The sequence below is a fragment of the Vibrio sp. CB1-5 genome, assembly GCF_059412285.1.
Genome location: NZ_JBJHPB010000010.1, coordinates 1 through 19,395, shown reverse-complemented (window position 1 = coordinate 19,395; position 19,395 = coordinate 1). Strand labels below are relative to the sequence as shown.

The following is a 19,395-nucleotide window of genomic DNA, read 5'->3' as shown; positions in this document are numbered from 1 at the left end:
TGAGCCGATCTATTGCCATTACCCGCCATAGAGTCGATGACTTAAGAGAAAAGATACGGGAACAAGCGTTTTCTCTCGTGCTCATCAAGTTCACTGACTCTCGCAATGTTGTTGTCCGGAATTGCTTCTGGATCGGGGTAGTGCTTAAGAACACGTTCCATGCTCTCTTCACGGATAAGATGAAAGATTGGGTATGGAGAGCGATTGGTCAGATTTTCCGGATCTTCAGGCTCCGCGCCGCCGAAGCAATAGTTTGGATGGAAGGTCGCTACCTGATAAATGCCTTCCCAGTCATTTTGCTTAATAAGGGCTTCGACCCAGTCGATGAAGAAGTTGTAGTCAACAAAGTCATGCAGCATCTTAGGGACGACCACGAGTGTGGTTTCAAGATCTTTCGCATCGGTTTGTTCAAGCAGCATGAGCTCACTGAGAATATCTTCAAGAAGGCCTTCTTCTTTATCAGCAAGGCTAACAAAAGTCTTGATCTGCTTATTGCGCTCTGGCTTGGCAGCGAATGGACATAGGTTTAAACCAATGACCACATCCTTGAGCCATTGTTGAACTTGTTGTTCAATCTTTACTACTTCTTCACGTAACGACATAACATTTACCACATTTAACACAACGGCAATTATATGCTGCTATGACGTCGATAGCGAACGTAATCTTTCTGGTTTACTCTAAATCGAGGTCAAACTAAATCACACTAGCTTACTAAGACGGATGATTAATAGTTTTATCGGCAACTAGGCTGCGCTGGTCGATATTATAAAGCTTGTAGCAAAGCCCAAATAACGCGGCATAAAGTAATGCGCCACCTTCAACAACACCCGGCCAACGACCTACCTGCCAACAATAGAGTAAGAAAAATCCGCCTAAACTACCGCCAATGTAGTAGTGCACCAGATAGAGGGCGGTGGCAGTCGCTTTTGCTTGTGTCGCCTTTTGGCTTACCCATGCATAGGCCAGCGTATGTGTGAAGAATGCGCCGCCACTGATGAGCAGCAGTCCAAGTAGCATCATGGGGATTGATTCAAACAATGCGACAAGCATCCCTAGTAGGCTCAAAAAGGTTCCGAATACCATGCCCGTAATCGGTGAGAACTTTTTGCGCCAATTGGCACTGAGCTTGGATGACAGCGTGCCCGCCAAATAACATAAGAATATAAGTGAGCTAAGCGCAATGGGCAGGTTGTGCGGAGCCTCGACCAAGCGAAATCCCATCACTGAGTAGAGGTTTACGAACAGCGCAAAGTTAATGCCACCAATGAGCATTGCCACCCATACCGTTGGGTTTGAGATGTGCGTGACTAAACTGCGGTTGTGATGGTAGAACAGCCCTCGAGCAGGTTTAAAGTGCTGCTGTTTAGGTAGCATCGCGATGACCAGCAAAGCGGATATTAATGTAAAAGTGGCGATAACAAACACCGCTGTTTTCCAGTCAAAATAGTCGGTCAACACCCCACCTGCGACTCGCCCAGCAATACCACCTAAAGAATTTGCAGCAATATAGCCGCCAATTGCTTTTGTGAACGCATCGGGAGACAGTTCTTCTACCATGTAGGCGACGGCAACAGAAGCAAATGCCGCGAGCCCAACGCCCATCGCCGCTCTTAATAAGACAATGGCGGTTAGGCTGTCGGTCAACATCATCGTATAGCCGATGACCGGCAGCGATATTAAGCCACCAATCATTACAGCACGGCGGCCAACACTTTCTGACGTGATTGCCCAAGGCACCAAACATAGGGATAGTGCGAGAGTCGAGGCAGCAAATACCCAGTTGATTTCCGTTTCAGACACCTCAAAGTGACTACTTAACTGCGGTAAGATCGGCTGAAACACATAAAGATTGCAAAACACCAAAAACGAGCCCAACGCGAGCGCGAGAGTAATACGTCGATATTGAGGAGAGTGCAATTCAATCACGGTGAAGCCTTACTTCAAAATGGTTAACTATGTGATCAAACTAGCATTGCGCTTTGGATTAATGAAATATATTAAAAATATGGTTTGAATATATTTTGTTAATAATGGACGTAAAGCAGCTCACCCACTTTCTTGCCGTGGTCGACCACCAAAATTTTACCCGAGCCGCGCAAGCCGTGATGATCGCGCAGCCTGCACTGAGCATTTCTATCCGTAAATTCGAGCAGCAGCTTGGTATCCAACTATTCACTCGAATCGATAAACAAGTGCGTCTTACGCAAGAAGGGCGAGCACTTGAGCCTCACGCTCGTAAGGTGTTGCAGCAAATAGAAGATGCCAAGCTTGCTGTAGATGAAATGAAAGGCCTGTTAAAAGGAGAAGTTCGCCTAGGGACGCCAAGTATGATGGGATCGTACTTTTTCCCGGAAATCGTGATGGCGTTTAAAAGTGCTTATCCCCACCTCAAAATGACGGTGGTTGAGGCGGGCACTCAGGATATTCGTCGGATGCTGTTAAGTGGTGAGATCGATCTCGGTGTCATTAGAAACAAAGACGTTCCAGATGATCTCGAAGTGGATCAGATTTTCCGCTCTGAAATGGTGGCTGTCGTTAGCCAACATCATCATTTTGCTAGCCGAGACTTATTGGATTTTGATGAGTTTTTTGATGAAGAGCTGGTGATGTTTAAACCGGGGTATTTTCATCGAGATTTTATTGATGAAGAGCGAAAACGCAGGCAGATTGAGGCCAAGTTTTCATTTGAAACGAACTTGTTGCCTATGATCCTTTCCATCGTGAAACATGAGTACGCGATCACTGCGCTCCTTGAATTGGTGACGGAACATGAGCCAGAAGTGAAAGGCATTTCATTTGAACCGCCCGTGTTTGTTGATTTGGCTTTAGCGTGGCGGAAAGATGGGTATTTATCGCGGGCGGATAGAAGCTTTATCGATTTCATTAAGAAGCAGATGCAGTACAGAGCTGACTAGGCTCTAATCGGCGCAGTGGCGCCTCGATCGGCGTTACATGATAATACGTACTGCCATTGTGTTTACTACTGCTGGTAACTATGCCGACTAGGGTGTTTGTCGCACCAATTTGGCTGATAACAGGCGTACCAGCGATGAGCTCACTCATTTCGTCGCAGTTGCTCAAGGTGAGCTGTTTATTTTCATTGGAATCTAGTAGACAGGTTTCTACCGACAGAGCATCGCGAGTCTTATCCCAAACAGCCAGTTGAACAGGCTCTGACTGCCAGCCTTGTTCAGGTATTGCCAATAGTGAATGCAACTGCTGGTGGCAGCCTAGTTCTATGTTGACCTCCAATATTGCCCAATCTTGCTCTGTCGTGACTTGTGTCAACTTGTGATGATCGGTGGTGACAGACACCACATGAGCATAGGAATAGCGTTCATCTTGGGAGAATAGCGGCGTAAGACGAAGATGTCTCAGAGGGTAGAGCGTGGCGTCTGATTTTGAGACCAAGCAGTGTGCAGGGGTTACCAGAGTTTTATTGCCGATTTGAATCGCTAAGCAATTTAACGACGGATCGTTGGCCTCATTGAACTGCAACATGTAAAGCCGTTGATTGGCAATTCGAGCTTCATCGAGGGGGAGCGTAGCGCTTGCTAAGGGGCTTGTTCGGGCAATGGTTACTGCGCCTAAGAGACGTGTCAGAAACCGAGCTGGAAAAGAATGGTACATCCAATGCCCCTAGTGATTAGCGAGTTGCTTTATGAGATAGGGGCAGTATAGGAAATCGTCAGTTAATTGCTGTTATACATTTTCTCAAAATTGTTTGGATTCCAGCCAATCATATAGCGGTCGCCAATTTTCAGTACAGGTAACGAACGAGCGCCGATGGCGTCGAGCTCTTTACGGCCGCGCTGCATTTTTGCGTTAGTAAGACGATATTTATAGCCTTTGCTGTCAAGGTAGCGTTGGGCATCTTTGCAATGTGGGCATTTGTCTTTAACGTAGAGGACAAGTCGTTTCATGTTGATCGCGCTGTAATGAAAAAGTGGCCGTATGGTACGTAGTTCGACTAAGAACCTCAAGCCACTTTCGATTTTTAATCGTTCGGTTAACCTTGTTTCGCGAGGCTAGCTAATCTGTGTTGTTTAACCGCTTGCAGTGTTTGCGGAACCAAAGACATCATGATCATGCCAATCATCAGTGCGTACTGGGTTTGCGTAAACGACTCTCCAAGCAGCACCATGCCGCAGACAATACCCGCGATAGGGTTGGCGATGCCGCCAAAGGTAAAGTCGACCACACTCATGCGCTGCAGCAACCAAACGTACATGCCGTAGCTTAAAGCGGTATTAAGACCTACAACCCACAGCAGCCCCATTAAGTTCTGAGTCGAGAAATTGTCGATAACCGAGACATAGAGTTGCGGCTCAAGCGCTGCGTGAAAGCCAGATGCGAGACTTAGTACTGCGCCGCCTAAGATCAGCTGCCAAGTTAGAATCGTCCACCAATGGATGCGATTACCCAGCGTTTTAGTCATGCCGCTGCCAACAACAATACACATAATGGCGGCCAGCATGGCACCCAGTCCAATCGGATTAAGCGAAATCGAGCCTGGTGAGAACAGGAAAAATGCAAACAGCACCAACGCAAATCCACTCAATGTTTGTAGCCAGCTTGGGCGTTTACGGTTCACTAACCATTGATACAACATGGCAAACACGGGTACAGACACCATGCCAACACCGGATATGGTTGAAGGTAGCGTTTGTGCCATCACAAAGATAAGGCCGAAGAAGGTGGCGATGTTGACCGTACCGAGAATGAACAAGGTTCGCCATTCACCTTTCTTTGGTAATGATGGTTTAACGAGTAGCAATAGCAAACCCGCTGGTAGTGCGCGAAGTGCACCCAGCAAAATTGGCGGCCAGTCAGGAAGGGTAAACTTAGTGACCGCGTAGGTTGTGCCCCAGAAAAAGGCGGGGATCATTGCTAGAAGTATGTTCATGTAATTTATCTTTACGTTAAGATATCTGCCGACACTTTAACCATCTTTGAGCTGTCTGTAAAGTATCTTTATGTTAAGCTAGTTTTATTGAGCCTTGTATTCTTATAATTAAACAGCGAGAACATATTGGAATGGACGCAATAGATCGAGTGGTCGAACAGTGGGCAAAGCAAAAGCCAGAGCTGGATACAGATCCGATGGCAATGATGGGACGACTGATGCGCATTGCCAAATACATGGAAACCAAAGTGGCAGACTTGCACAAGAAGTACGACCTAAAGCTTGGGGAGTTTGATGTGTTGGCGACGCTTCGCCGCAGTGGAAAACCTTATCGATTAACGCCTTCCGAGCTGATTGATACCATGATGCTCACATCTGGTGCGATGACGAATCGCCTTGATAAGCTTGAGAATAAAGGGTTAATTTCCCGAGAGCACAGCAAGGAAGACCGACGCAGTGTCACCGTACAATTAACCCAAGACGGTTTGGCACTGATTGATAAGTTGATTGAAGAACATGCCGATGTGCAAAAGAGTCTAGTGAAATCCATGACCGCGGCTCAGAAGAAACAAGCCAATCAATTGCTTAAGGTATGGTTGAGCCAATACGAGTAGCATCGGTGAAATTGAATAGAAAAAGAGGTCCCAGAAACTAGGTCTAGGAAACTAGACCTCTTTTTTTGTCTTGATGTAAATTGGTATCATGCAGCGAGCTCGTCACTAAACAAGTTTGCCGCAGCGATACCGACTAATGCACAGCGCTCATCGGTATCGGACAAGTCGCCACTGACACCAATTGCGCCAATAACATGCTTGTCCTTGTCCCGAATCAGCAGTCCACCGGGCACGGGAACCATGTTGCCATCTGCCAAAACATTTATAGCAGAGATAAACGCTGGTCTTACATCGGCATCTTGTGCCAACTTTCTAGACGAACAACCAAGAGCGAGCGCCCCCCAAGCTTTTGCAATGGCGATATCTGGTCTCATCATACTGGAGCCATCTTGGCGCTGTAGAGAGATAAGCTTGCCGCCGCTATCCAGTACTGCTGCAGTTAATGGTGCGCACTCATTGCTTTTTCCTGCATTGAAGGTGGCGTTAATAATCGTCAGTGCTTGGTATAGAGTTAAACTTCCCATGTTGTTTCCTCGTCGTCTAGTCGCTTGCGCTTTTCCCGATTGATAGTGAGCTCCCTCAAAACAAGTGCGCTCACTATCAATGCTTAGAGCAGGGAATAGCTTGGTAAGGTCAGGAAGCTAGCGAACTGTTTAGATGTCGACAGCTCGTAGAAAAGGTCAGCGGTTTCGTTAAAGCGTCCGGCATAGTAACGGGTATCGCCCACTTCCTGTTGAATGGTGTTGAGCTCTTGATAGAGCCATGTATGAAAGAGATCTGCGGTAAAGGGTTGGCCATCGTCGAGTGTGATCCCGTGGTGAATCCACTGCCAAATATTGGCTCGGGAGATCTCTGCCGTTGCCGCATCTTCCATCAGCCCATAGATAGGGACGCAGCCTTGGCCTTGGATCCACGCTTCAATGTAATAGAGCGCGATACGAATGTTCTTGCGAACACCGGCTTCGTCACGGGTTCCTTCGCATGGCTCAAGGAGTGTTTCCGCAGTTATCTCAGTATCCGGACTTACGAAGTCGAGCTGATTAATTTTTCCTTTAAGATGTTCATCAAACGTCGACATGGCTAAGTTAACCAGAGCAGGGTGCGCAACCCAAGTACCGTCATGGCCGTTTTGAGACTCACGCTGTTTGTCTTCTATCACTTTTGCAGTGACGCGCGCCATTTCTTGTGGCTCTTTCGCTGGAATAAAGGCAGACATGCCACCCATCGCAAGCGCGCCTCGAGCGTGACAAGTTCTCACTAATAATTGGCTATAGGCATTAAGAAAGGCTTGATCCATACCGATACCGTGACGATCTGGCAAAATACGGTCTTGATGATTCTTAAGCGTTTTGATGTAGCTAAAAATGTAGTCCCAGCGGCCGCAGTTCATGGCAACAATGTGGTCTTTCATTGCGTACAAAATCTCGTCCATTTGGAATACAGCAGGGAGCGTTTCAATCAGCACTGTGGCTCTGATGGTGCCGGTAGGTACGCCAAAATAGGTCTCAGTGAATGCGAAGACATCATCCCACCATTTGGCTTCTTCCATGTTTTCTAGTTTGGGAATGTAGTAGTACACACCAAGCCCTTTGTCGGCGCGTGATTGATGGTTGTGAAAGAAATACAGTGCAAAATCCATCAAGCAACCGGCGATCGGTTTGCCATCAAATACAATCGATTTTTCTGGTAAATGGAGGCCTCTTGGGCGTGCGATAAGAAGAGCAGGATCGCTACTTAGCGTGTAGTGCTTGTCTTTATTCTCATCGTAATGGCTGATGTTACCTAGGTTGGCATCTCTAAGGTTGATTTGGCCTTCAATCATGTTTGCCCAGGTTGGTGCAGAAGCGTCCTCGAAGCAGCACATAAATACTTTGGCGCCGGAGTTAAGTGCATTAATGACCATTTTTCGATCGACCGGCCCGGTTATCTCCACGCGGCGATCCAGCAATGGCTCAGGAATAGGGTTCACGCGCCAGTTTTTATCGTTGCGAATCGACTCAGTATCGCTGCGAAATCCAGGCAGCTCTCCCTTATCATACGCCGCTTGCTTAATGTCTCTTTGTGCGAGTAGTTGATCTCTACGATCACCAAAGTGCTCTACAAGCGTAGAGAGAAACGCGACGGCTTCTTCACTGAGTATTGTTTGGTAATCACGATTGTTCATCGCGCCTGTTACATTGAACCGATTTGCAGCGGTAGTGTTCATTCCTTCGATTACGGCCATTGCCTGTCTCCTTTACACAATATTATTATTTTTTGTATACAAAGATGTATCTCACTTCTACTTATATGAGAAAAGTTACAAATGATCAAAGACTATTTTTCATTAATTTAACGCACAGATTTTTTAAAAGTATTTTTACGTTAAGATAATTTATGTAAAGTGTTTGTATTCAGTATATACAAGGTAAGCAACCCCTTAGTGCATGTGCTCTATGTGAAAAAATTGTGAATTTAATACTTGCGAATACCCGGAATTGGTTCATAGTACACAAAGTGATCGAAAATTGTACACAATCCAATGGAGGGGTTGGAATGGCAAGAATGAAAGCAATAGAAGCAGCAGTAGCGGTACTTAAAAAAGAAGGGGTTCAAATCGCGTTTGGTGTGCCAGGTGCCGCTATTAATCCAATGTATGCAGCAATGAAAGCGTTGGGTGGTATTGAACATGTCTTAGCTCGCCATGTAGAGGGTGCCTCGCATATGGCAGAAGGATTTACGCGTACTGATCAAGATAATATTGGTGTGTGTATCGGAACATCGGGTCCTGCTGGTACGGATATGATTACTGGCCTTTATTCTGCGTCAGCGGACTCGATCCCTATTCTTTGTATCACAGGTCAAGCCCCGAGAGCGCGTCTGCACAAGGAAGATTTTCAGGCTGTTGATATTGAATCCATTGCTAAGCCTGTGACTAAGTGGGCGACAACCGTACTTGAACCTGCTCAGGTACCACGCGCATTTCAAAAAGCATTTCATATCATGCGTTCGGGTCGCCCGGGACCGGTTCTCATCGATTTACCTCTCGATGTTCAATTAGCAGAAATTGAGTTTGATATTGATAGCTATGAACCTCTAGCAGCGTTTAAACCTTCTGCTAGTCGTGAACAAGTCGAGAAAGCGTTAGACATGTTGGCAGCATCGGAGAAACCAGTAATTGTCTCTGGCGGCGGAGTTATTAACGCGGGAGCCTCTGAACTGTTACAACAGTTTGCCGAGCTGACAGGCGTTCCTGTGATCCCAACTCTTATGGGGTGGGGCTCTATCCCTGATGATCATGAACTCATGGCTGGCATGGTTGGGCTACAAACGGCGCATCGTTACGGTAACGAGACGTTGCTTGATTCCGATTTTGTTTTTGGAGTCGGTAACCGCTTTGCCAATAGACATACCGGGTCTCTCGACGTTTACACTCAAGGCCGAAAGTTTGTTCATATTGATATTGAACCCACGCAGATTGGCCGTGTGTTCTGCCCGGATCTCGGTATTGTTTCCGATGCTAAAGCTGCCCTTGAGCTGATGGTTGATGTCGCTAAAGAGCGAGTGAAAAAGGGCACGCTTCCAGACAGATCAGCTTGGGTTGGAGAATGTCAGCACCGCAAAGCCACCATGCTTCGCAAAACGCATTTCACCGACACGCCGATTAAACCAATGCGTGTGTATGAAGAGATGAATCAAGCCTTTGGTACCGATACTTGCTACGTCAGCACGATTGGTTTGTCCCAGATTGCGGCGGCACAGTTCCTTCATGTTTATAAGCCAAGACATTGGATTAATTGCGGACAAGCAGGGCCGCTAGGTTGGACGATTCCTGCGGCGCTTGGTGTAAAAGTGGCGGATCCGCAGCGCGATGTTGTCGCGATTTCCGGAGACTATGACTTTCAATTCATGATTGAGGAGTTGGCCGTAGGGGCACAGTTTAATCTGCCGTACATCCATGTTGTGGTTAACAACTCTTACCTTGGGTTGATACGACAGGCGCAGCGTCAGTTTGATATCGACTATTGCGTGCAACTGGCGTTTGAAAACCAAAACTCCCCAGAAATTGAAGGCTACGGTGTCGATCACGTGAAAGTGGTTGAAGGACTGGGCTGTAAGGCGATTCGCGTGACCGATCCAGCCAAAATACAAGATGCGTTTGCTCAGGCACGCTCTTTAATGGCGGCGCATCAAGTGCCGGTTGTCGTGGAAGTGATCTTAGAACGCGTGACCAATATTTCCATGGGAACAGAGATCAATGCCATCAATGAATTTGAGCCACTTGCTGACAATGACAGTGATGCGCCGACCTCGATGGCGTCTCTTAAATTGTCACAGTAGTCGTTGTCCACCAAACGTTTATCAAGGAGAGAGCAATGCCAAAATTTGCTGCCAACTTATCGATGTTATTTACTGAGTTTGATTTCTTAGAACGCTTTGAACAAGCAGCGCAAGCAGGCTTTCGTGGGGTCGAGTATCTATTTCCTTATGATTTTGATGCCGAGACCATTAAGTGCAAGCTAGAAGAAAACAACCTCGAGCAAGTCTTATTTAACTTACCCGCAGGCGATTGGAATGCAGGGGATCGCGGTATTGCGGTTGACCCGAATCGAATTGAAGAGTTTCAACTCGGTGTCGAAAAAGCAATTGAGTACGCGAAAGTATTGGGCAACACACAAGTGAACTGTCTTGCTGGCATTGTTCCCCAAGGGGTGACGAAACGGGACGCGCATACAACCTTTGTTATCAATCTTCGTTACGCTGCCCAGCAGCTTGAAGCGGCGGGCATCACCTTAGTCATTGAAGCCATCAATACCCGAGATATCCCTAGCTTCTTTTTGAACACGACAGAGCAAGCTCAATCAGTCATCGCTGAGGTGGGGAGTGACAATGTATTTGTTCAATACGATATCTACCATATGCAAATCATGGAAGGTGACTTATCGCCAACGATTGCAAACAACTTACCGAAGATAGCGCATATCCAATTGGCGGATAACCCTGGCCGACATGAGCCAGGTACTGGGGAAATAAACTATGACTTCTTGCTACCTCATATTGATGAGCTTGGCTATCAAGGGTGGATTGGGTGCGAATACAAACCAAAGGCTGGTACTCACCAAGGGCTGTCGTGGTTAAACGCTTTTCAGTAATAGAGAACATTAAGGAGAATATTCTATGAAAGTTGCATTTATCGGAACCGGTATCATGGGACTGCCAATGGCGAAGAACCTGCAAAATGCAGGCTATGAACTTGTACTTTCTGATCACTTTACACCGCCACCTGCTGAACTAGTCGCACGCGGGGCTACTGTGAGCCACTCACCGAAAGAGGCGACTCAACTCGCTGATATTACGATTCTTATGCTGCCAAATACGCCGCAAGTTGAAGACGTCCTATTCGAAACCGACGGTGTGGAAGCGGGTCTTGTAGGTAGCGGCAATAAGCTGGTCATTGACATGAGCTCTATCTCCCCGATGGCGACTCAATCTTTTGCTAAGCGCATTAAAGAGAGCGGTGCGCAATACTTAGATGCGCCGGTATCAGGTGGTGAAGTAGGGGCGGTGAATGCGACACTGAGCATTATGGTTGGTGGCGATCAGCCAGCCTTTGATGCGGCGAGACCTCTATTTGAAGTGATGGGCAAAAATATCACGCTGGTGGGTGACAGCGGCGCAGGACAGACTTGTAAAGTAGCGAACCAAATCATAGTGGCGCTGAACATTGAAGCGGTGTCTGAAGCGTTAGTGTTTGCGTCGAAAGCCGGAGCGGATCCAGCGCGCGTTCGCCAAGCTTTGTTGGGTGGTTTTGCAAGTTCGAAGATTCTTGAAGTTCACGGCGAAAGAATGATTGAAGGTAGTTTTCACCCGGGCTTTAAAATTACACTGCACCAAAAAGATCTTAACCTTGCGCTTAGCGGTGCTAAGGAACTTGGTGTTGCACTGCCAAATACAGAAACGGCTCAAACGCTCTTTGATGAGTGTGCTGATCAAGGTGGTGAGAACTGGGATCATTCCGCGCTGATTAAAGCGCTTGAAATGCGCTCTGGCCACTCTATTCGTAAAGATTGAGGAGCAGTAACTAAAGGTAATCTATCCAAAACGTTTCCGTCTTAATCGCGTAGTTTTGTCTCCTTTTATACGCGTTCCCGAAGTTATTCCACTGCGTTGAGGTTTACGGCTTCAAACTTCAATAATCAGACGCAGTTGGTATTGGCTTCGGGATTTTTTATGTCTTGCACTCACCTAGATTTTAACTCCTCAAACTTTGTACTTACTATTTAAATTCATTAAGATAGACCAAGGACCAAGGACCAAGGACCAAGGACCAAGGACCAAGGACCAAGGACCAATCATTGAATAACGATAGTAAGGACAAGCATGTCGCGCATTAGACGGAAGAATCAAGACTTGATCATTGAAGTGGCCAGTGAGCAGTTTGCAACTCACGGGTACGCGGCGACAAAAATGGTCGACATCGCCAAGGCGGCGGATATTCCTAAACCTAATGTGTTTTACTACTTCAGTTCGAAAGATAAACTCTATTACGCGGTGCTAGAAACCGTTACCCAACCCCTTCTTGAAGCATCATTGCCGATCGAACAGCTCGATGATCCAGTTGAAGCGCTCACCCAATACATTCGCACCAAGCTAATGATTTCCAGAGACCACCCGCATGCATCCCGTGTGTTTGCCAGTGAAGTGATGTCGGGTGCTAAGGTGTTGCCTGAGGGTATTCGCTCTAAGTTGTTTCAACAATCACAACTTATTTTAGAGAAGTTCGCCAATTGGGCTGAGCAAGGGCTCATGGATAACGTACCGCCGCATCACCTCATGTTTGCCATTTGGTCGGCGACTCAAACGTACGCAGACTTTAGCTGGCAGATATGCAGCGTTCTCGACAAGCCAGAGCTTACCGACAGTGATTTTGATGAGGCGGCAACGTTTTTAACTAAGATGGTGATTCAAGGATGCGGAGTGAAAAGCCGCTAGTTCGTGGCTTTGGTATACAGAATTACCCCAATTCACGATGAGCCCTAGAAAAGCGGCAAACGAAAGAAAAGCGGCAAACGAATGTACGTTTGCCGCTTTTTGCTTTTCTGTTTATCTCATTTTGAAAACAACAGATTAGCCAATAAAGACCAACTTCGCGATGAACACGGCGCTCAGGATATACATTGAGATCGAGACATCTTTCGTTTTGCCAGTGGCAACTTTTAGCACTGTGTAGGTGATAAAGCCAAGTGCAATACCATTAGCTATTGAGAAGGTCAGCGGCATCATGAGTGCTGTAATGGCAGCAGGTGCGCCGTTAGTAAAGTCTTTCCAATCAACATGCTGCATACTACTCATCATGACAAAGGCAACGTAAATAAGAGCGCCAGCGGTCGCGTAAGCGGGGATCATACCTGCAAGAGGCGATAGGAAAATAGCCGCAAGGAATAGTACAGCAACAACAATGGCCGAGAGACCGGTTCTCGCCCCAGCAGCGACACCTGCAGCACTTTCCACATAACTGGTTACCGGTGGACAACCTACGCAAGCGCCCGCGACACTAGAAATACTGTCCGCTTTGAGTGCTTTGCTTAAGCCTTCGATTTTACCGGTTTCTTTGTTAACGAGATTTGCACGCTCAGCCACGCCCATAAGCGTACCAGCAGTATCAAACATGTTGACGAATAGGAACGCTAGGATAACGCTCACCATAGAAACATTAAGCGCACCGGCAATATCCATAGCTAGGAAGGTTGGTGCAATGCTTGGAGGTGCTGAGAAAAAGCCATTGTATTGAACTATTCCCATCATCATGCCGATCATAGTGACACTTAGAATACCGATAAGTACAGCGCCGAAAATGCGGCGCTCACTCAGCACAGCAATGATCAGGAACGCCACGGCAGCGAGCAAAGCGTCTGGTTTAGTAAAGTCACCTAAAGAGACCAATGTTGCGGGGTTTTCGACGACAATGCCTGCAGTTTTAAGACCAATCAGACCCAAGAATAGACCGACGCCTGCGGTCATTGCGTAACGAAGACTTTCGGGGATACTCTCAATAATCCATTGTCGTATCTTGTAGAAACTCATCCCTACAAACAACACACCTGAGATAAATACCGCACCTAACGCCACTTCCCAGCTATAACCCATTTCACTTACGACGGTAAATGAGAAAAACGCATTGAGCCCCATGCCCGGCGCCAAGCCCACAGGCCAGTTGGCAAATAAGCCCATGAGCAAACAGCCGATGGCTGCACCAATACAGGTCGCGACAAACACCGCCCCTTGATCCATGCCCGATGCGGCCATGATACTCGGGTTCACAAAGATGATGTAGGCCATGGTAGCAAAGGTGGTGACGCCACCTAAGAGTTCGTTTTTAACACTTGAACCGTGTTGCTTAATCTTAAAATAGCGCTCTAAGAGGCCGTTTTGGGATGCTTCATTGAGCACTTCTGCTTTGGTTTCATTCATTTGAGTAAGTCCTTTTCGCATTACCCTTGAAGGTTGAGTGGGTAAAATTACTATTGCTTATCCTTAAATTGAAAACAGCAGTACCCCTGACTCCGCATAGACACAATAAGCGCAAGCAAAGAGCCATGCCTCTAGTGAGGTGGTTCATTTCAATTTGTTGGTGGTGCGCATTTGATTGATGCGCCGCTCATACAAAGCTGTGTTGACAACTTTTAAGAGACGAGTGACACCGAGTTAGCTGCCTCGGTAGGTCGAAAAACTGTAAGGGGAAACCAACAAAGGCACGTGATAATGGGCATCTTCATCATTGAGGCCAAATCGGATCACCACATCATCTAAAAACGGAATCTCGTCCAGCTGAATGCCTTTTGTTTGATAATAGGACGCGACATGAAAGACGAGCTGATACTTTCCGGCGACAAAGGCTTCACCCTCCAAAATTGGCAAGTCAGTTCGCCCATCGGAGTTGGTGTGAACACGCTTGATGAACTGAAGCGTGTCGCTTTGCACACGAAACAGCTCTACTTGGATCTCGGCACCCGGAACGCCATTGGTCGTATCCAATACATGTGTTGTCAGTCTTCCCATATCACTTTCGTACTTTCGTACGCTCCTTCATTTGATCATTCCATCTTGTATACAACGAGGTCGTACCAAGACCTTTATTGATATTAATATGTACACAATTAGCTCGATTAGTAAAGTTCTACGTTGCAAAAATGTTGAATCTTTTCTCTGCTTTGTGATGGTGCAGCATGCACTAGAACGGAGCGTTCAACAAAGAAATCTGATTTAACTCATTGATTTTAATTGATCGGCGCTGAAAATATAATTCAATAAACAAAATCTTTACATTAAGATAAATTATTGTATACAATTAAGTTAGCGAAATGAGTAATGAACATGCAGTGGCAAGTTCATCGAGATGGTAAAGGAGTCAGTGGATGAATAAGGACTATTCGCGCAACCTCATCGGCTATGGAGCCAACCCTCCACACCCCAAGTGGCCGAACAATGCTCGAATCGCCGTATCCTTTGTATTGAACTACGAAGAGGGTGGAGAGCGCTGCATTTTACACGGTGACGATGAATCGGAAGCGTTTCTTTCTGAGATCCCAGCGGCAACACCGATAAAAGGTGAGCGTCACATCAGCATGGAGTCTATTTACGAATATGGTAGTCGCGCAGGTGTTTGGCGTGTGCTTCGATTGTTTGAACAGTACGATATCCCTCTCACCATTTTTGCTGTTGCCATGGCCGTTGAGCGCTACCCAGAGGTGGCCAAGGCGATGAAGGAGGCAGGGCACGAGATCTGCAGCCACGGTTATCGCTGGATTGATTATCAGTATATGGATGAATCTGAAGAACGCGACCACATGGCAAAAGCGATTTCGATTATTAAAGAGGTCACTGGTGAGCGCCCTGTGGGTTGGTACACCGGACGTACCGGTCCTAATACTCGTCGACTCGTCGCTGAAGAAGGCGGCTTCTTGTATGACTCAGATGCTTACGATGATGACCTTCCGTACTGGCATACAGAGACAGGCCGACCTCAGTTGGTGATCCCCTACACACTAGACGTGAACGATATGCGCTTTGCTACGGCGCAAGGTTTTAACTCTGGTGAGCAGTTCTATCAGTATCTCAAAGATACCTTTGACACTTTATACGAAGAGGGCGAACACGCACCGAAAATGATGTCGGTTGGCTTACATTGTCGTTTGATTGGTCGCCCAGGAAGAATCGCTTCTCTTCGACGCTTTTTAGACTATGTCAGTCAGCATGAAGACGTATGGCTATGCCGCAGAGTCGATATTGCCAAGCACTGGCATCAGCATCACCCGCACAACCCGAATCAATAACAACAATCACAAGGAGCAAAGTGATGACGCAATTTAAACGCTGTAAGCCAACGGAAATGGTTCGAGATGAGTTTGTCTCATGCTTTGCGGATATTTATGAACACAGTCCCTGGGTTGCTGAGTCTGTATTTGATTCAGGACTTGATCCAGACGACGACCACATTGAAAGCCTGCATTTAAAGATGTCGATGGCGCTACTAAATGCAGCCGAGTCTAAACAGCTCGATTTGATTAATGCTCACCCAGACTTAGCTGGACGAGCTGCCATAAATGGCGAATTAACCGCGGCCTCGACGGCTGAACAAGCTGGTGCCGGAATTGACCAGTGTTCAGAGGAAGAGTTTGCCAAATTTACTACCTACAACAACAGCTACAAAAGTCGCTTCAACTTTCCCTTCATTATGGCAGTCAAGGGAGCCAATCGTTACCAAATTCTTGAGTCGTTCGAGATGCGATTAGGCAATGATAGTGAAACTGAGTTTGTTACGGCGCTTAACGAAATCAACAAGATTGCGTTGTTTCGCTTAAGAGATATGTAAGTCAGGGAAACGGCAGCTATCTCTCTCATTTTATTATTTATTGAATAATTGAACTGGATGACAACAAATGTCTTTGAAAATTGAACAATACATTAATTTAGCAGATGACAAACTGGGCGCTGAAGCGCTCTACGCCACGGATGACTTTTTTGCAGACAAGAGCCGCTTGCTCAGTCGACTAGACCCGGTATGGAAAGATGATGTCTACGACGATAACGGTAAGTGGATGGACGGCTGGGAGAGTCGTCGTAAGCGTGGTGAAGGTTATGACTACTGTGTCGTTAAACTTGGCTTAGCAGGCACCATTTCTGGCGTGGACATTGATACCTCCTTTTTCACGGGTAATTATCCTCCATCAGCTTCAATCGATGCTATTTACAGCCCGGAAGCGGATCCGACGAACTCTGAAGAATGGGAGGAGATTTTGCCGTCTCAGAGCTTATCTGGTGACGAGCACCATATCAGCGAGATCGTGAGTGAGAAAGTCTACACCCACGTGAGACTGAATATCTATCCCGATGGTGGTGTGGCACGTCTGCGTGTTTATGGTACGCCAAGCGTTGACTGGGATGCTATCGATGAACTGCAACAAATTGATCTCGCTGCCGTAGAACATGGTGGAAGAGCGTTAGCATGTAGCGACGAGCATTACGGGAATAAGTCAAACATCTTAGGTCCTGGCCGCGGCGAAAACATGGGTGATGGCTGGGAAACCGCACGTCGAAGAACGCCTGGCAATGATTGGGTCATCGTAGCATTAGGACATGCTGGCAATGTCGGTCGCGTGGTGGTCGACACTGCCCACTTTAAAGGTAACTACCCAGACAGCTGCTCGATTCAAGCGGCGTATGTGAAAGGGGGAACCGATGATCAAGTGGCGACCCAAAGCTTGTTCTGGAAAGAACTCCTGCCCTCGCAAAAACTCCAAGCTCATTCGATTCATGAGTTTGTCTCTGAGGTGAATGAGATAGGCCCTATCACCCATGTACGACTGAACATTTTCCCTGACGGTGGTGTTAGCCGATTGCGCCTCTTTGGCACCAAGGCTGACTAAACTTAGTAGAGGGGTTTTATATGAGTAATGGTATTAATCGAATCAAAATAGAGCTTCTGGACAAGCGCACATTTGCTGAGTTTGGCGATGTGATAGAGGTGGATAATAGCGACTACTTTATGATCAATAACGGGTCGACACGTCGTTATCACAAGCTTGCCGAGGCTGACGTAGAAGAGCAAGGTGGCAAGGCCATCATCAGTATCTTTCAAGCGACGCCTCTGCAGTATCCACTCACGATTGAAATGCTAGAAAGGCATCCTTTGGGGTCGCAAGCATTTATACCATTACTTGGGCAACCGTATCTTATCGTCGTCGCGCCAAAGGGGGATAACCCGTCTTTAGCGAACAGCCGTGCATTTATCAGTAACGGTAGGCAAGGGGTGAACTACCACAAAGGTGTTTGGCATCATCCAGTATTGGCTCTCACAGACCAAGACCAGTTCTTGATTGTCGATAGAGCCGGGGATGGTAACAATTGCGATGAAGTTTATTTCAGTGAAGGACTGGTTCAATTGAGCCTAGATGACTTACCCAGCTTCGCCGATAAGATGCAACAAGATAAGGATGAGCAGCAAGTCTCTGTCTAAGCTGCTGACGAGGAGTGTGTTATGGATCCGCACGTAACAGAATGGCTGAACCTGATTATTCGTTGGGTTCACATGATAGTAGGGATCGCATGGATTGGTGCGTCGTTCTACTTCGTATGGTTAGAGAATAATTTGAATCGCAGCAACCCCCGAGATGGTTTATCGGGCGATCTCTGGGCGATTCACGGTGGTGGTATTTACCATCTTGAAAAGTACAAACTCGCGCCCCCAAAGATGCCAGAGAACTTACACTGGTTTAAATGGGAAGCGTACTTCACTTGGATCACCGGCGTACTGCTGTTGGGCGTAGTGTACTACCTGAACGCAGAAATCTACCTAGTCGCACCAGGCTCAGGTATCGATCCAACCAGCGCGATTATGATTGGTGTAGCCTCACTTGTTGCAGGCTGGGTCATTTACAATCTACTGTGTAACTCGCCTTTAGGAAAAACACCAATTGTCCTAGGTATTGTATTGTTTGCAGGCCTAGTGGCAGCGGCGTACGGACTTAGCCAAGTCTTCAGTGGCCGCGGCGCTTATATACATGTTGGTGCCATCATCGGGACTATCATGGTTGGTAATGTCTTCTTCGTTATCATGCCGGCTCAGCGTAACTTGGTGAAAGCGATTGAAAACAATCAAGAGCCAGACCCAGCGCTACCAGCGAAAGGACTGCTGCGTTCAAGACACAATAACTACCTAACGCTGCCTGTGCTGTTCATTATGATCAGTAATCACTTTCCGAGCACCTACGGTCATGAGTACAACTGGGCGATTCTAGCGGGCTTGTCGGTGTTTAGTATTTTGGTGAGGCACTATTTCAATACACGCCACGGAAGCCAGAAGTTTGCATGGACAATTCCTGCTGCTGCATTGGGTATGGTGACACTTGCATTCGTTTCATCACCGTATGCGAATAAAGCATCAACGCCGGTTGTTAAAGCGCCAGTGACACAAACAAGCTCTGAAGAGGCGCAAACGGACAGTGAACAGATGGCGCAATCATCAGCGCATGATGGATCCATTCCGTTTTCACAGATTAATCAAGTGATTCAAGAACGCTGCTCGGTCTGTCACTCGGCAACCCCAACGCATGCCGCGTTTCAAACAGCGCCAGGTGGTGTAATACTCGACACGCCAGAGGAGATAAAAGTGAATGTCCCCCGCATTGTCGCTCAAACGGTCACCACTAAAGTCATGCCACTTGGTAACTTGACTCAAATGACCGATGAAGAACGCGCTCTAATTGGAGAATGGGTGGAGCAGGGGGCTCAGTTACAGTAAAGGTAATAAAAAGCAAGAAGCCGCTCTTCGTGAGAGCGGCTTTTTTGTTTGCCCAGCGAAGCTGGCAAACCCGTCAGGTTGAAAGAAACCTG

General features: G+C 47.0%; 20 protein-coding genes. 11 read left to right on the top strand and 9 right to left on the bottom strand.

The annotated features are described in order from the left end of the window. Positions 1-41 precede the first annotated feature (41 nt). Together ACJB0T_RS09435 and ACJB0T_RS09430 are read right to left on the bottom strand one after the other, a co-directional pair. Complete coding sequence (locus tag ACJB0T_RS09435) at positions 42-602, bottom strand: DUF1415 domain-containing protein (protein ID WP_042499681.1); 561 nt, start codon at positions 600-602, stop codon at positions 42-44. A 112-nt stretch (positions 603-714) separates the two neighbouring features. Then, positions 715-1,929, bottom strand: a complete 1,215-nt coding sequence (locus ACJB0T_RS09430) for an MFS transporter (RefSeq protein ID WP_479290477.1) — start codon at positions 1,927-1,929, stop codon at positions 715-717. Between the two features lie 104 nt (positions 1,930-2,033). On the opposite strand from ACJB0T_RS09430, the gene ACJB0T_RS09425 reads away from it, so the two are divergent. Next, on the top strand, positions 2,034-2,918 hold the full coding sequence (locus ACJB0T_RS09425) for a LysR family transcriptional regulator (protein WP_479290475.1): 885 nt from the start codon (positions 2,034-2,036) through the stop codon (positions 2,916-2,918). On the opposite strand, the gene ACJB0T_RS09420 is transcribed toward ACJB0T_RS09425, so the two are convergent. The 3 genes from ACJB0T_RS09420 to ACJB0T_RS09410 all read right to left on the bottom strand — a co-directional run bounded on the left by ACJB0T_RS09420 (position 2,887) and on the right by ACJB0T_RS09410 (position 4,909). Then, positions 2,887-3,633 (bottom strand): hypothetical protein, encoded by a 747-nt coding sequence (locus ACJB0T_RS09420; RefSeq protein WP_479290473.1) that lies wholly within the window; start codon positions 3,631-3,633, stop codon positions 2,887-2,889. The two genes, ACJB0T_RS09425 and ACJB0T_RS09420, sit on opposite strands and share 32 nt — an antisense overlap. A gap of 62 nt (positions 3,634-3,695) precedes the next feature. Then, on the bottom strand, positions 3,696-3,926 hold the full coding sequence (locus ACJB0T_RS09415) for a glutaredoxin family protein (RefSeq protein ID WP_112461130.1): 231 nt from the start codon (positions 3,924-3,926) through the stop codon (positions 3,696-3,698). Positions 3,927-4,012: 86 nt separating this feature from the next. Beyond that, entirely contained in the window at positions 4,013-4,909 is an 897-nt protein-coding gene (locus ACJB0T_RS09410) for a DMT family transporter (protein ID WP_479290470.1), read from the bottom strand. Between the two features lie 131 nt (positions 4,910-5,040). On the opposite strand from ACJB0T_RS09410, the gene ACJB0T_RS09405 reads away from it, so the two are divergent. Next, a complete protein-coding gene (locus tag ACJB0T_RS09405; RefSeq protein ID WP_479290468.1) occupies positions 5,041-5,523 on the top strand; it encodes a MarR family winged helix-turn-helix transcriptional regulator in 483 nt (160 codons plus the stop codon). An 86-nt stretch (positions 5,524-5,609) separates the two neighbouring features. Here the strand turns inward: ACJB0T_RS09405 and ACJB0T_RS09400 are convergent, their stop codons facing one another. Both ACJB0T_RS09400 and aceB read right to left on the bottom strand, forming a co-directional pair. Then, the gene (locus ACJB0T_RS09400; RefSeq protein ID WP_479290466.1) at positions 5,610-6,047 is read right to left on the bottom strand and encodes a GlcG/HbpS family heme-binding protein; all 438 of its coding nucleotides are present in this window, start codon (positions 6,045-6,047) and stop codon (positions 5,610-5,612) included. 83 nt (positions 6,048-6,130) lie between these two features. Beyond that, on the bottom strand, positions 6,131-7,729 hold the full coding sequence (gene aceB, locus ACJB0T_RS09395) for a malate synthase A (RefSeq protein ID WP_479292270.1): 1,599 nt from the start codon (positions 7,727-7,729) through the stop codon (positions 6,131-6,133). Positions 7,730-8,058: 329 nt separating this feature from the next. Here aceB and gcl point away from each other — a divergent pair, with 329 nt between their 5' ends. From gcl to ACJB0T_RS09375, 4 genes are all read left to right on the top strand, one after another. Then, complete coding sequence (gcl, locus tag ACJB0T_RS09390) at positions 8,059-9,843, top strand: glyoxylate carboligase (RefSeq protein WP_479290465.1); 1,785 nt, start codon at positions 8,059-8,061, stop codon at positions 9,841-9,843. A 35-nt stretch (positions 9,844-9,878) separates the two neighbouring features. After that, on the top strand, positions 9,879-10,655 hold the full coding sequence (gene hyi, locus ACJB0T_RS09385; protein ID WP_479290463.1) for a hydroxypyruvate isomerase: 777 nt from the start codon (positions 9,879-9,881) through the stop codon (positions 10,653-10,655). 25 nt (positions 10,656-10,680) lie between these two features. Then, on the top strand, positions 10,681-11,574 hold the full coding sequence (locus ACJB0T_RS09380) for a 2-hydroxy-3-oxopropionate reductase (RefSeq protein WP_479290462.1): 894 nt from the start codon (positions 10,681-10,683) through the stop codon (positions 11,572-11,574). Between the two features lie 309 nt (positions 11,575-11,883). Beyond that, positions 11,884-12,495, top strand: a complete 612-nt coding sequence (locus ACJB0T_RS09375; RefSeq protein WP_479290460.1) for a TetR/AcrR family transcriptional regulator — start codon at positions 11,884-11,886, stop codon at positions 12,493-12,495. A 135-nt stretch (positions 12,496-12,630) separates the two neighbouring features. On the opposite strand, the gene ACJB0T_RS09370 is transcribed toward ACJB0T_RS09375, so the two are convergent. Both ACJB0T_RS09370 and uraH read right to left on the bottom strand, forming a co-directional pair. Beyond that, positions 12,631-13,974, bottom strand: coding sequence for an NCS2 family permease (locus ACJB0T_RS09370; protein ID WP_479290459.1), 1,344 nt, complete (start codon positions 13,972-13,974; stop codon positions 12,631-12,633). Positions 13,975-14,208: 234 nt separating this feature from the next. Next, positions 14,209-14,562 carry a hydroxyisourate hydrolase gene (gene uraH / locus ACJB0T_RS09365; protein WP_479290457.1) on the bottom strand — a complete coding sequence of 118 codons (354 nt, stop codon included), beginning with the start codon at positions 14,560-14,562 and terminating at the stop codon, positions 14,209-14,211. 356 nt (positions 14,563-14,918) lie between these two features. On the opposite strand from uraH, the gene puuE reads away from it, so the two are divergent. The 5 genes from puuE (at position 14,919) to ACJB0T_RS09340 (ending at position 19,303) form a co-directional block, all read left to right on the top strand. Further along, the gene (gene puuE, locus ACJB0T_RS09360) at positions 14,919-15,836 is read left to right on the top strand and encodes an allantoinase PuuE (RefSeq protein WP_112461136.1); all 918 of its coding nucleotides are present in this window, start codon (positions 14,919-14,921) and stop codon (positions 15,834-15,836) included. Between the two features lie 23 nt (positions 15,837-15,859). After that, positions 15,860-16,375 carry a 2-oxo-4-hydroxy-4-carboxy-5-ureidoimidazoline decarboxylase gene (gene uraD, locus ACJB0T_RS09355; RefSeq protein ID WP_479290455.1) on the top strand — a complete coding sequence of 172 codons (516 nt, stop codon included), beginning with the start codon at positions 15,860-15,862 and terminating at the stop codon, positions 16,373-16,375. A 67-nt stretch (positions 16,376-16,442) separates the two neighbouring features. Next, positions 16,443-17,429, top strand: a complete 987-nt coding sequence (gene alc, locus ACJB0T_RS09350; protein ID WP_479290453.1) for an allantoicase — start codon at positions 16,443-16,445, stop codon at positions 17,427-17,429. A 20-nt stretch (positions 17,430-17,449) separates the two neighbouring features. Then, complete coding sequence (locus tag ACJB0T_RS09345; RefSeq protein WP_479290452.1) at positions 17,450-18,019, top strand: ureidoglycolate lyase; 570 nt, start codon at positions 17,450-17,452, stop codon at positions 18,017-18,019. Positions 18,020-18,040: 21 nt separating this feature from the next. Further along, a complete protein-coding gene (locus ACJB0T_RS09340) occupies positions 18,041-19,303 on the top strand; it encodes a urate hydroxylase PuuD (RefSeq protein WP_479290450.1) in 1,263 nt (420 codons plus the stop codon). The last annotated feature ends 92 nt before the right edge of the window (positions 19,304-19,395 follow it).